Source organism: Priestia sp. SIMBA_032 (assembly GCF_046535215.1).
Taxonomy (GTDB): Bacteria; Bacillota; Bacilli; order Bacillales; family Bacillaceae_H; genus Priestia; species Priestia aryabhattai.
Genome location: NZ_JAWRXD010000021.1, coordinates 1 through 13623, shown reverse-complemented (window position 1 = coordinate 13623; position 13623 = coordinate 1). Strand labels below are relative to the sequence as shown.

Annotated in this window: 13 protein-coding genes and 1 pseudogene; 3 read left to right on the top strand and 11 right to left on the bottom strand. The window is 33.2% G+C overall.

Translation table 11 applies throughout. The features are described 5' to 3' along the window. Positions 1-41 precede the first annotated feature (41 nt). The 6 genes from SB717_RS28400 to nhaC all read right to left on the bottom strand — a co-directional run bounded on the left by SB717_RS28400 (position 42) and on the right by nhaC (position 4785). Positions 42-311, bottom strand: a complete 270-nt coding sequence (locus SB717_RS28400) for a Chromate resistance protein ChrB (protein WP_372491312.1) — start codon at positions 309-311, stop codon at positions 42-44. 299 nt (positions 312-610) lie between these two features. Continuing rightward, positions 611-886, bottom strand: coding sequence for a hypothetical protein (locus SB717_RS28395; protein WP_081351007.1), 276 nt, complete (start codon positions 884-886; stop codon positions 611-613). 311 nt (positions 887-1197) lie between these two features. Then, positions 1198-1647: a DUF6843 domain-containing protein gene (locus SB717_RS28390; RefSeq protein WP_410905982.1), complete on the bottom strand. Its 450-nt coding sequence runs from the start codon at positions 1645-1647 to the stop codon at positions 1198-1200. A gap of 145 nt (positions 1648-1792) precedes the next feature. Next, on the bottom strand, positions 1793-2131 hold the full coding sequence (locus SB717_RS28385; RefSeq protein ID WP_410905980.1) for a hypothetical protein: 339 nt from the start codon (positions 2129-2131) through the stop codon (positions 1793-1795). 187 nt (positions 2132-2318) lie between these two features. Continuing rightward, positions 2319-2873 carry an SF0329 family protein gene (locus tag SB717_RS28380; RefSeq protein ID WP_182007350.1) on the bottom strand — a complete coding sequence of 185 codons (555 nt, stop codon included), beginning with the start codon at positions 2871-2873 and terminating at the stop codon, positions 2319-2321. A 505-nt stretch (positions 2874-3378) separates the two neighbouring features. Then, positions 3379-4785: a Na+/H+ antiporter NhaC gene (gene nhaC, locus SB717_RS28375; protein ID WP_182007349.1), complete on the bottom strand. Its 1407-nt coding sequence runs from the start codon at positions 4783-4785 to the stop codon at positions 3379-3381. A 944-nt stretch (positions 4786-5729) separates the two neighbouring features. On the opposite strand from nhaC, the gene SB717_RS28370 reads away from it, so the two are divergent. From SB717_RS28370 to SB717_RS28360, 3 genes are all read left to right on the top strand, one after another. Beyond that, a complete protein-coding gene (locus tag SB717_RS28370) occupies positions 5730-6176 on the top strand; it encodes a MarR family transcriptional regulator (protein ID WP_074683216.1) in 447 nt (148 codons plus the stop codon). Between the two features lie 100 nt (positions 6177-6276). Then, positions 6277-7476: an MFS transporter gene (locus tag SB717_RS28365; protein ID WP_410905978.1), complete on the top strand. Its 1200-nt coding sequence runs from the start codon at positions 6277-6279 to the stop codon at positions 7474-7476. Between the two features lie 402 nt (positions 7477-7878). Continuing rightward, positions 7879-9300 carry a purple acid phosphatase family protein gene (locus SB717_RS28360; protein ID WP_410905976.1) on the top strand — a complete coding sequence of 474 codons (1422 nt, stop codon included), beginning with the start codon at positions 7879-7881 and terminating at the stop codon, positions 9298-9300. A 208-nt stretch (positions 9301-9508) separates the two neighbouring features. On the opposite strand, the gene SB717_RS28355 is transcribed toward SB717_RS28360, so the two are convergent. The 5 genes and pseudogenes from SB717_RS28355 to SB717_RS28335 all read right to left on the bottom strand — a co-directional run bounded on the left by SB717_RS28355 (position 9509) and on the right by SB717_RS28335 (position 13435). After that, positions 9509-9826, bottom strand: a complete 318-nt coding sequence (locus tag SB717_RS28355; RefSeq protein WP_410905974.1) for a magnetosome magnetite crystal formation protein family — start codon at positions 9824-9826, stop codon at positions 9509-9511. A gap of 102 nt (positions 9827-9928) precedes the next feature. Beyond that, on the bottom strand, positions 9929-10045 hold the full coding sequence (locus SB717_RS28350) for a helix-turn-helix transcriptional regulator (protein ID WP_410906023.1): 117 nt from the start codon (positions 10043-10045) through the stop codon (positions 9929-9931). 362 nt (positions 10046-10407) lie between these two features. Then, positions 10408-11031: a LysE family translocator gene (locus tag SB717_RS28345; protein ID WP_410905972.1), complete on the bottom strand. Its 624-nt coding sequence runs from the start codon at positions 11029-11031 to the stop codon at positions 10408-10410. Positions 11032-11219: 188 nt separating this feature from the next. Continuing rightward, a pseudogene (locus SB717_RS28340) lies at positions 11220-11763 on the bottom strand (hypothetical protein); the annotation flags it as partial. Positions 11764-12079: 316 nt separating this feature from the next. After that, positions 12080-13435 carry a TrkH family potassium uptake protein gene (locus SB717_RS28335; RefSeq protein WP_074683220.1) on the bottom strand — a complete coding sequence of 452 codons (1356 nt, stop codon included), beginning with the start codon at positions 13433-13435 and terminating at the stop codon, positions 12080-12082. Positions 13436-13623 lie beyond the last annotated feature (188 nt).

Below are 13623 nucleotides of genomic sequence, written 5' to 3'. Positions count from 1 at the left end.
TTCTTCCTCTTTATGTTTTATTTAAATAAATTAAATGCTTATTACACATTTTTTTCTTCGACAAGTCCTTCACATAGATATAACTTCTCTGTAAATTCTTCAAGTACTTTATTGCACTTTTCAAAGAGATCCGATGCCTCTTTATTTGTTTCACATAAAAAATAATCTCTTTTCTTTATCTTTACTAACCATTTTTTCAACCTTCTTAATTCAGCCTCGTTTTCTTCTATTTCTTGTAAGAATTTATTTGATTCCTCAATAAATTCTTTGTATTCCAAGGTCCGTTCCTGATTAAACTTGGACGTTACCATTTGCTCCGAAGAAAGCGAAAGTCTTTCAATTTCAAGGATAGAGGGCTCCCCCCACTTTCATGGATAAATTTAAGATGGTTTCTTGTTGTTCACGACTACTTTTTTTATTTAATGCTTCTTCGCAACCTTGTAGTAACAAAATAACGGACATAAAAAATGGAATACATCTTAATTTATACAAAATCCCCTCCATAAACTAAATCAGAAATACACGATATACCGCTAAAACCACGGTACACACAAATGAGTTATCGAAAACAGCTTGTTAATAAAAGATACTCGTTTCATATAAGTTAATCTCAAAAATTGAACATAACCTCACCAATAGTATTTGGCTTCCAATACAAGATTTGCTCTAACTCACTGCTGTTCAGGTTATTCTTATTTTCTAAGCTTACTTTTCCTTTGCTGTTTCTTATACCTAAGGGTTCATTAAGTTCTTCTTTACTTAGAACTTTATAGAATGGCATAAAATCCTTTGAAAACACAGGATCATCAATAAAATTAATATGTTTAAATCCAACAGTAGAGGCAAGAGCTAGAAAGGGATAATATGCATTGAGTAAAATATACATCTCTCGATTAGAAATATCTACTTTTACCTTTAAAAAATTACTTGTTTAATTTCCCTTATCAACTTTTAATATTTTCCCTTGATTTCTTCTGACTAAATCGAAGCATATACTTTTAAAATGGTTCTTATCTATTTCATTCGCTTTATTATCTATTGAATGATAAAAACCAGTTACTCCGTTAAGAAGATGCATTAAGCAAATAACTCCTTTCAGAATGCTTAGATATTTGTATTTTAAGTGTATAAAGCGTGCAATTCTAGTTACCACAATGTGACTAATAGGTAAAAGGATATGAAAACACTAATTTATACTCACTGACTAAAACATTCGGGTTGAGCTGTGCTAGCATCGTCTTTCCCACCTACAAAAAAAGTAAAATAGTTTCCGTTGTAGTCATCTTCAGCCGTCATTTCCCAATTAATGTCCCTCTCCCAATTTAATTTCTTCACTTTTTTTCCCTGATCATTCACATAATAATATTCTGAATTATGCCAACCTGAATCTTCCGTAGAATACCAACCAAAAGATTCTGGTGAAGATGTTTCTAACTTTCCATCCTTAGAAATTTTATGAATAACTTTATCATTCTGAACTTTTAAAGGTGGCTTTCCTCTTACGTTATAAAAGACGCCAACACAGCCTTTATAGCCATTTGGTATTAAATATACTGTATCTATTCCTCTTCGTTCGTGAAAAAATAAAAAATAGATGGTACCAACTAACAACAATATTCCCACAAATATGTATCCGATTTTTTTCATTCTTTACTCCTTCAATTTCAGTACAACTACTTGATGAATTTATAAAAAATACAAAGTTAGTTTATATGACAAACGTTATCACTAATAAAAAAGACTCCTCTTAAGAGGGCTTCAGTCATATCAAGTCCTTTTCCATACCTTTACTTTATTCACTGAGGTAAGATTCATTATCAAAAGTAGATAAATTAACTTCCCTAGAACCTTTTTTATAAGCTTGATCTTCCCCCATTGTTTCTCCCTTTCTCCGTCCCCATAACCAAATACTTACTTGGTACCAAGGAGGAAGATTTCCTGCCTCAGAAGCAATAAACCATTTGTATTTTTCAGTGATATAGCCCTCACCTACAGTTGTTTTTACTAAGTGAGCTTCGCGAGGTATAGGAAATTCTTCAACGTCATGAGATGAAGTATAAGCTAGCTTAAAATAATTGATTAATAACAACGCGATGATAACAACAGCAAAAAGCTTTTTTCTTTTCTTCATGATAAAATGTATACCTTTACCTTTTTGTTGCTAATATAGCACTGTAAATAAAGAAAATATATGAAAAAATAATAGATATATATATAGGTAGTATGCATCTTTTTATTACAGTAACCTGTTTTAATTCAATCTCTAGTTAGCATAATACAGCTTATCAGCACCAAAAAAGGCTCTCTGCAGAGCCTTTTTAGTAATTAAGTATGTCTTCAAAGGTCATAATACCTTCAACTTCACACCTCAATTTGTAAAACCCTAAAATTAATGGGTGAACATCAGCACTGTATTTCAAATTTTTTAACTTTCTCTTGCCTAACCTTTTATCTAACAGTGCGATAGCTTTGATAATAACACTTTCAGAATTTAAAGCATTGTCAATGGATAGTTGAGGATACTGAGTAAATGTATCATAAACCTGGTCGACATTAAAGATACCTTTATCCTCTAGAATCACTGTAGTATAGTCTAAATCATTTGTCCTGCCAATAAACTCTGGAAAACATTCATATAAACAGTCGGGAAAAGGTTTGTCTGTTTTCTTTTTTATTTCCGTCCAAAGTTTATCATGTTCCATTAAATAATTTGCGGAAGACGCATTGAAGACTTCTTTTTTATCTAGAGTGATCCATATACGCTTTTGCTCCCCCAGGGAAACATTATATTGGGTCAAATGGATATTTAATCTGTGCTTTAATTTATCACAAATTAAACTCTCTATATTTCTTTTTACTTTTGTCCATTTCATAGCATTATTTTACTCTTAGTAACGACAAATACCTCCTTAATCATCATTTCTTTAAGAAATATCATTTAGGAGTTGTTTTTGATATTTTTGCTCAATCTCCATTTAAAGTTATAAATGCTGTTTATCCTGTAATATTTAAGCCCTGACAATTTATTATTAGCAATAAAATTTAAAAGGACAAACAGCCGAAAGGTTGGCTGTTCTTCAAAAATGACATGTCAGATAAACTAAAAGGTAAACTTATATAAACTCACTGTAAAGTAATTTTTCACCTACCGACAAAAAAGACACTCTTTATGGAGTGTCTTTTGAATATGAATTTGTTGGGTCAGATATAAAATCCTATATAAATAAAAAAATTATATATTTAATTTTAGATAAATCTTTATGGAATTCTCCGAACAGCTTACGTATTAATTTCACCTACAATTAAAAGAATGTTTGATAGACTATTGACGATAGCTTATGAAGCTAGCGCCTCAAAGGGAACAAAATTTCTAGATTTCTAAGAAATTTTTTTAGTATCAGAACTATTACCTTTAATATACCAAATAAATTTCCCTGTATAGCCATAAATAATAGCAAGTGCGATGGAAACAAAGCTTAACCACATGAATGGAACGTAGGAGAAGGTAGAGATACCTAAAATTCCCGCCATAAAAATTCCATTATCAGACCAGGGAATCATCCCAGATGTTAATGTCCCACCCACTTCAGAGTTTCGAGCCAGTACTCTTCGGTCAATGTGTAATTTATCATAGCTTTCTGCCATAATTTTAGGGGTTAAAATTAATGAAACGTACATAGCACAACCAAATACATTTGCTAAAAAAGCAACGATTAAAGTAGATAAGGTCACGTTCCCTGCTGATGTTAGGCGATGTTGAAACTTAGAAACAATTACTTTTAATACTCCTAAATGCTCCAACAAGCCTCCAAATCCTAACCCAAAAATAATTACGACCACTGACCCCAGCATTCCTTCGATTCCTCCCCGGTTTAGGAGAGTATCTATAAAGTCGATCCCAGTATTAATTGAGAAACCTTCATAAGCAGTACCAAGAGCATCGGCAATATTCATGCCTTGGAACACAAAAGCCCAAATCACTCCAAGAAAAGCCCCCATAACAATCGTAGGCATAGAGGGTTTTTTTAATGCAAGCATAAGAATTACAAATACGGCAGGTATCAGCATCCAAACATGAATATCAAAGGTTTTAAGTAATGAAGTCTTTAGAAACTCTACTTTTTCTAAGTCTGTATTTTTACCTCCATACATAAACCCTGTGACAGTAAAAAGAATAGCCGTGATAACGTATGCAGGAATATCTAAATATAACATGGCACGTACGTGTGCAATAACATCCACTTTAGACATTGATGCTGCAAGCACCGTACTGTCAGATAGTGGAGATAACTTATCTCCAAAATATGCACCAGAAAGAACAGCACCAGCTACAAGTGGAAGAGGAATACCAAGTCCCTCTCCGATTGCTATCATAGCAATTCCAGCAGTTCCAACAGTTCCCCATGATGTGCCTGTAGCTAAAGAGGTAAGTGAGCAAATAACGAGTGTAGCTAATAAAAAAATACTTGGATGGATAAACTCTAACCCATAATAAATAAGTGTTGGTACAACTCCTCCTGCAATCCAAGTCCCAATAAGAGCACCGACCGAAACGAGAATCAATATAGCTTCAAGACCATTCGAGATGCCACCGGTAATAGCTCCTTGTAATTCTTGGTATCGGTGTCCCAAACGTAATCCAAGTAAAATGACAAGGAACCATGAAATAAACAACGCTAGCTGTATAGGTAAGTCAAAAGTTACAGTAAAAGAAAAGACAATGCCTAAAAATAATCCCAATGTGCAAATAATCTCTAACATAGATGGTAATCGTACGTGTTTCATAGTAGTTCCCCCTTAAATAAAGCGTTTTCATAATTTGTTGTAAAAAATATACTTATTTCTTTGGCTTTCTTCCCCTAACCTTCTTGGAATCCGGTTTTTTGTCTAACATGCATATCAATTTAGAAACGCTCACTTCTCTTGTTCATGCTTCTCGAATGTGTAATGATAGCCTGATGTATTTTTTCTTCCTTCCTCCATTCAATGCCTTATCCTTTGTTCAAACATGAGGTAGTAATGACTGTAGACATTTATGTATTTTTTGGAAATACTTAATTGTTTCATCGTGTTTATTCTTTAAAATAAAATGATACCGTTTTCAAAAGATGTTAATTAAAATCTCTCTACATATATTCTCTAGAAATTTAAAGAATTCAGGCTCTATTTCAAGATGCAACTTCATTATATTGTATCTCTTTCTTTTGTAGAGAGGAAATACATTGAATATAATCAAAGAAAAACAGAAAATTATACTTCTAAGTTTTATGTACTCCTTTCGCGTACTTAAGTTATATTATATTTATAACATGAAGATAAATCAAGTAATTTATTATTCATTTCGCGTACAATACAGTTGGTTTTGATATAGAGTTAATTTATACAAACGGGAAATAAGCCGAAAAATTTATTCTAAAAATAATTGATAATATTGATTAGGATATATATATTCAAACAAAAGTAAAGGTAACAAATCTAAAGAATTATAATTCTTAGATCTGTTCTTCTCACCTCCCAAAAAATCCAATATGTTAAGTAGATCGTAAAGTATTTTATAAAAATAATTGATTTAAGTATTTACTCTAACTGACGATAAATACATAGTTTCACTTCTCATTAATAATAATATTCGTTACGTATTCTCAATGAATACTATAGTGCTTGGGCATGTTTTATTGTGAAAGAAACAAAAACTCGTTATACTGTATACAAATTAGGGAGGAGTTATTATGGATAAAAGACAGCAGTTAATGAGTGAACTTATGGATTTATGTAATGAGATAATCTGGCGTAATAAACCGGAAGTAGAATTGGCTTTAAAGGACTATAAGTTGAGTGAAATAGAATTAATCGAAAATATTGCTCTAATCCCGAATGCAAATGTAACAAAACTTGCAGCTGCAAGCTACATGACTCGAGGTGCTATAAGCAAGCTTACCAAGAAGCTAATAGCTAAAAATATTATTGAGAGTTATCAAAGTGTTGAAAATAAAAAGGAAATATATTTTCGACTAACAACCCATGGACAAAAGATAAATGATATCCATAAAGAATTACACCAATCTTTTCTTAAACGTGATGCAGAAGTATTCAAGCACATGACCGATGAAGAATTTGACACTATTTTTCGTTTCATTGGTCGATATAGACATCATCTGAAAAATATCACTGAGTAAGTGGTGTTTTTTTATATTGTTTTATTGTTGACGAGGAAACAATAAAGGAGTAAACTTATATTTGTTTCTTAGGAAACAATAACCTTAAAGGAGAACGATCATGGATACTTCAATAAATAAACATTCCCTAACGTTTGGGTTTATCACTGTCTTCTTAACGGGTCTTGGATTGACTATAGTTAGCCCTGTTTTACCTTTTTTAGTAAAGACTTATACTAGTAATCCCAGCGGTCAGGCTACTGCAGTGACATTACTTACGTCTATATACGCTCTTTCTGTCTTCTTGGCTGCACCAGTCTTAGGTGCGTTAAGCGACAGATATGGTCGGCGTCCAGTATTAATTAGTAGTCTAATCGGCTCTGCCCTTGGTTATTTTATTTTTGGACTTGGAGGTGCACTTTGGATTCTCTTCCTTGGTCGTATCATTGAAGGTTTGACAGGTGGCGAAATTTCAGCCATTTTTGCTTACTTTGCAGATATTACCTCTTCAAATGAACGCACTAAGTACTTTGGTTGGATTAGTGCTGTTGTTGGGGTGGGCACTGCTCTTGGCCCTATCATTGGAGGTGTACTTGCAACTTTCGGAAACAGTGTTCCTATGTATGCTGGCACGGTTATCACATTGCTTAATGCCATATATGGCTATTTTTTTATGCCTGAGAGTCTTGAGAAGTCCAGACGCTCTTCCAGTATTTCTGTTAGAGAGCTTAATCCATTTATACAATTATCCAAGGTTTTTTCCTTTAAATCTGTTAAATGGCTGCTAATTGCTGGGTTCCTCATTTGGATGCCTAACGGATCATTACAAGCTATCTTCTCTCAGTTTTCAATAGATACCTTTGCTTGGCAGCCTATATTTATTGGTCTGACATTTTCTATAATAGGTATACTTGATATCTTTTCACAAACAATCATTATGCCACGATTACTCAAATTTTTGACAGATAAAAAAATTGCTCTTTTAGGCATGATAAGTCAAATTATTGGTTTTATCCTTATTTCAATTTCAGCCCTTACAGCTTTTTACTTAGTTTTTATTGTTGGGATGATTTTCTTCGGCCTGGGTGATTCGGTCTTTGGGCCATCATTTAATGGGATGCTCTCAAAATCTGTTAGTGACAGTGAACAAGGGCATATACTAGGGGGGGCTCAAAGTATTCAATCTTTAGCCCGGTTCATTGGACCAATTATTGGCGGTCAGTTGTATTCAGTAGTTAGCCACACTACTCCAGCCATCATGGGTGTGGTATTGATTGGTGTATCTGCTCTCTTTTTGTCAAAGCAGCATCAATATATTTAACAAAAACAAAATTCCAAAATTATCCTTTAGGAGATGATATGAAACTATAAAATGTTCATCAAATTTTTGAACAAACTATCAGATAATGTTTCTAAGAAGTCTTTCAAAATAAATATTCCTAAAGATTGCATAACTCGTACGCTCTTTGAATAAACTATCCGAGATGCTGCGAAGCATCACTTTGAAAATCCTCATTGTTTCGAGTTGACAACATATTACGAGAAAAACCTACTGATTCATTTCGTATCAGTAGGTTTTTTTATTCTTTTCAGTTATATATGATATTAAACCAATCTTAACACAATTAAAATATAAAATTGATAATACGTATATAGAGCTTTGTTACATTTAAATTACTGTCTCAGGGGATGGTAATGACATATATACAAGGAGGAAAAGTACATGAAAAAAGCAGGAAGAAAAATAATTTCTTTTGCCTTAACTCTAAGCATTGTAGGTGGATTTGGGGGCACACTCTCTTTCGCAGCAGAAAATTCAAATTCTACTAATGTGAGCAAGGTAACAGTAACATTTTACGGTGATTCTACTAACTCTAAAGGATTCACTTGGTATACCTCACTTGATGCCAAGAATAGTGATGTACAGATTGTAAAAAAGACAGGCACAAAGAAACCCGATTTTAAGAAGAAGCCCTTACTTTTTTCAGGAAGGCATACCGTATCTACAAATTCTCAAGGAGAGTATGTACATAAAGCCGTAGCAACTGGACTTAAGGCAGACACTGAATATTACTACTGTGTTGGAGATGCATCATTAAATAAATGGAGTGAAGTAGGTTCCTTTACAACCGCACCTAAAAAAGGGGCTTTTACATTTATTGATTTAGCTGATACTCAGGCTAAAGCAGAAGATGAAGCAATTCTCTCATCTCAAACGATTGCAAAAGCGTTAGATACTGTGTCTAATGCCGAATTCGTAATGCATAACGGAGACATCGTTGACAATGGAGTCAAAGAGGAACAATGGAATTGGCTTCTGGGTCACTCTCAGAAAAGCTTGCTAAACACAACAGTGGCTCCTTCTGCAGGAAATCATGAGGATGAAAATTATGCTTTTATTGATCACTTTAACTTAGATGTTTCTAAAAAATCAGCTGCCAAAACAGGCGCTTATTATTCTTATGATTATAGTGATGCGCATTTTGTTGTTCTCAATAGCAACGAGGATTCTGAGAAGCATGCCAACTTTTCGGAAGATCAAATCAAGTGGTTGAAAAAAGATGTTAAGGCAGCAAAAACCAGTGGTGCTAAATGGATTATTGTCAATATTCATAAAGGTCCTTATACGACTTCTAATCATGCAACCGATGATGATATCATGGGTCCAAATGGAGTTAGAAACCAGGTAGCGCCACTTATGGCTGAACTTAACATTGACTTTGTTCTTCAAGGGCATGACCATATTTATGCACGTACAAAACCGATAAAGAGCAATGGCTTGGCTTCACAAACAGAAAAAATTAAAGAGACTAAAAAAGGACAAACCATTGAATATACCGTTAATCCGGACGGTTCGATTTATTTAATCCCTGCGACAGCTGGGCCAAAAGTATATTATAAAAATCAAAACCCTTTACTTGGAGAGTCCTACTATAATCTTTTCGAGGTCGCCGATGAAAATCATGCAGCAATTTATGGTCCAGATCCGAACGATAATAGGCGTCCAGTACGCGGGCAAATTCAGAACTTCGTTGGTATTACTATTAATAAAAATAAACTGACTGCCGTAACTTATGAAATTGATCAAAATAAAAATCATGCAAAACCTTATATCATTGACCGATTTGGCATTATTAAGAAATAACATCTTTTTAAGGAATCAAAACTCATTTAACGTCTTGCAAACAAGCGCCGGCAATGCAATGCCAGCGCTTGTTTATTAAGCTTTATCTAACATTCACTCTAATATTAGTTAACATAAAACGTATTGTAAGAAGTATCTAAAAAATAAAAGACCCGCCTGAATGAAAGGTGAGTGCTTTTATTTAATCTAATAATTCCTGATTTAATGTTTATGCTTTTAGTTGCTTGACACCTTCTTTTACGTTCCATAAAATAACACCAAACGTAATTAGAAAGATTACAATTGTACAGCCACTAGCTAATACGGAATTAGGTGTCTTTGTTCCAGCTAATTTAGCAGATATGTAGTAACTGATTGCTATAACAATAAGAGTTAAAGTCGGTATTAATTGAAATATAAATGCTCTCTTTCCATGCTTCTTCATTTCCTTATAACCAAATATTAGTGTAATAAGTGGAAAAATAAGTGGAGCGAAAAACAAACTAAAATAGTTTAATGCCGATAAAAGACTACGATTAGAGAACATACCCGTTCCTCCTTTCACTTTGACCTTCCCTTGTAAAGAACGATCTCCTTTTATTAGCTCATCAAGACTAATTTCAAATAGTTCACTTAGCATTGTTAGGTTTTAAATGTCGGGGTATCCTTTTCCACTTTCCCATTTATAAATTGCTTGTCTAGTCACATTCATTTTTTGACCTACCTGCTCTTGTGAAAGATTTTCGTTTTTACGTACATTTCTAATCTGTTCAGCAAGTTTTATCTTAGCTGCCTCCTTTATAATCAGTGTATGGTTTTAATCAATATAAAGCGATAAACCCCTGGTATACATACGACGACACTCAGTTTACATTGAAAAAAAGCCCACTTTTCATTGAGAATTTTTGGGTGAAATAAAAATATGATTTAAAAAAATTGTTTTTCACAACAACTTTTTTAAATCATATTAATTACCTTATTGCACCATTTTAAAAACTACTATATGTTACTTTTTTAGTAGAATGCATTATGTATTTTTAGTTACCATAAAACACATTCATTATGGTAATTAACGGTGTATAGAGCACACACTTTATATCCCCTATTAATAGTTGAAATTACAACCACCTAAGTATGAGCTTTCTCTAGAGCAAGTTTTATACCAAATCCTATTAATATAGTCCCTGTTATTCCCTCTATAACCTTTTGTATCTTAGGCTTCTTCATAAAAGCACTAATCTGGTTAAGTAAATAAATATAAAATAAATACCACATGACAGTTAATACAATATAAGTTATTCCCAGTATAAGAAACGGCATAAAAGTATGGCCTCCAGGATTCACAAACTGTGGTAGGAAGGTTAAGAAAAAAACAGCTATTTTTGGATTTAGTAGATTGGTGAGGAAACCTTGTTTAAAAGAAGACCTATTTTTATACTTATTTTCGACAACTGTTTCAGCTTTTTCTTGATTTCTCAATGTCCATAATGACTTGATACCTAAATAAATTAAGTACACTGCACCAATATATTTGAAGATAGAAAATAACAGAGCTGATTTCGCAATAATCGCCGAAAGCCCTACAATAGCAGTTAATGTATGAATAGATAATGCGCAACAAATTCCAATCATTGTTTTAAAACCTCCCCGTTTCCCAACAGTAAGAGTATTTTTTGTCATGACAGCAGTGTCTGGACCAGGTAAAATAATTAGAAATATACATGTAATCACGAACAAATAAAAGTTTTCCATCTTATTATCGCCCCTCAATTAAAATAGTTCTGTATCTACAATTCTTACATTGTATTATAGGTTAATCATTTTATTAATTGAAGATAAACACTATAATATTTCTTATTTATTTTTTCAACTAATGGATTCTTTTTTATGAATTCAAAGAAACATTATGTTAACTAAAGATGTATATCTTATAAAGTTTAAAAACAGAAAAAACACCTCCAAGTAACAATAAAGAAAGCAACGATTATTCGATGAATATAAAGCTGACCTAAACCTGGCATAAATAAGGACCATATGATAGACATAATAGGATTTCTTTTATCCAAGTAGTTAATCTCCATAGATCCCATAGCAAAGGAATTAAAAGTGTGATTTTCTCTTTCAGCTAAGAGATATATTTTATTTAAATCAACAGTCGTTCGATAACTATCCCATATGGCAAAGATATATACGGGAATATAAATGAGAAGCCATCTAGTGTTTAGTGACTCTTTCGCCATGTCTATGTCCCCAGGAATGAATCATAGCCACGTTTATATTTGACTGAAGATTAATAACAACTTCCCAAATAAATAAAACAAATCCTCGAAGATATTTGGATAAAAGTAAATGGCCGAAACCGGGAAAGGCTGCAGACCACCAGGCTATGATGTAAGGATTTCTTAAGTGAATCTGAGTGGTTCCAAATATACTAACGTGAGCTATATAGCGTCTTGCTGTGTTATCGTTTGTATAGTTTTTCATGTATGTTCTCCTATGGAATGATTAAGGGTGTGAAAAAGCCATTTTTTTATATCTCTAATCCATAATTAACATACTTTGATATCTTTATTCTGTTTTACACGTTTAAAATACCTAAAAATCCTTCATAAGATCAAAAGGGTTTTTAGGTATTAGGGTTCTAGAAAAGACAAAAACTTAGATTTTTCTCATATTAAGTTTTTTAGTAACATTGTTTACATGCTTCTCTGATTGTTCTAATTGTTTTTTAGTATTTAACATGGAAGAAGATATTCATGATTAGATTACTTGCGCCTATAAGAGTGAATATGTTGATTTTTTAACCAATTAGAATCTTTTCTTCTGCATACCGAATTTTAGATTGTTTATTTGAACGAATCGCAAGCACAAAACCAATGGTAAGAGGTCCTACCCTGCCAATAAACATCATAATAGTAATGAGAATACGTCCAACAGGACTTAAGTCGCCTGTAAAGTTAGCACTTAATCCAACTGTTCCAGAAGCAGAAAATGTTTCAAATAAAAGTGTAGACATATCTACACCTTTTTCTGTGATTGTGAGTAGAAAGAAAATAATTGAAACAAAAACAATCCCAGAGGTAGCAATAGAAAAAGCTCTATAAACAAGCGATTTCGGAATTCGGCGTCGAAAAACATTAATTTCTTCTTTATTCGTCAATACCGTCCATAAAGCAAACAATATTAAGACAAACGTAGTTATTTTAATTCCACCGCCTGTTGAACCTGGGGCTGCTCCAATAAACATAAGACCCATCATATACACTTTTGAAGGTAATGTGAGCGCCCCAATATCCAAAGTATTAAAACCAGCAGTACGAGGAACTACACCTTGAAAGTAAGATGCCCACCATTTATCACTCATGCTTAATTCACCCAAAGTATGAGGGTTATGATACTCTAAGGCGAAAATAATGAGTGTGCTCACCACATTTAGTGCAATGGTCGAAACTAATACAATTTTAGTGTGAAGAGAAAACTTCCTTATGTTTCGTTTCTGAAAAATATCTGCAATGACAAAAAAACCAGTTCCTCCTATTATGAAAAGTAACGTAATCATAATATTTACGGTTGGATCTCCTACCCACTTACTTAAATTATCTGATTTCAAACCAAACCCTGCATTGTTAAAAGCAGATATAGAATGAAATATTCCATAATAGATAGCCTTTCCCCAGCTCATTTCTTGAGACCAACGGATAGCTAGGATAAGGGCTCCAATGCCTTCCACAGCCAGTGTAATTAGTACAACACGTCTGACTAATGCAATAACGCCTTGTAGCGAGAAAGCATTTAAAGATTCCTTAAGTATTAATCTTTGTTGCAATCCAATTTTTTTACCTAGTACAATAAACATGAGTATACCGATAGTCATGAATCCCCAGCCACCAACTTGGATGAGCACAAGCAGAATGAGCTGTCCAAATAAAGTAAATGTAGTACCGGTATCTACCACAGCTAGCCCTGTTACACATACAGCAGAAGTGGCTTCAAAGAGAGCATCAATAAAGCTTAAATGATGCCTATCACTTGTAGCAGCAGGGATCATTAATAAACCGGTTCCGACCAATATTAATCCTAAAAATCCTAAGAACAAGATACTTGCAGGTTCTAGATGTTTCATTTTATGTTTTTTACGTGGCTTAGAAATTAGCATATTACATTTCCCTTCAGAATGTTTTGAGTAAAAGTTTATTATATAATATACCCATTTATTTCAAAAGATGGTCATTAATTTTATTGCCCCCATAGTTTCCGAGAAAGCAGTTTATGTTAATGTAGTGTAGTGTTTCTCCTCAAAAACGGAAATCCATTTTTGAGGGAATCACTCTTTTTATGTGGAAA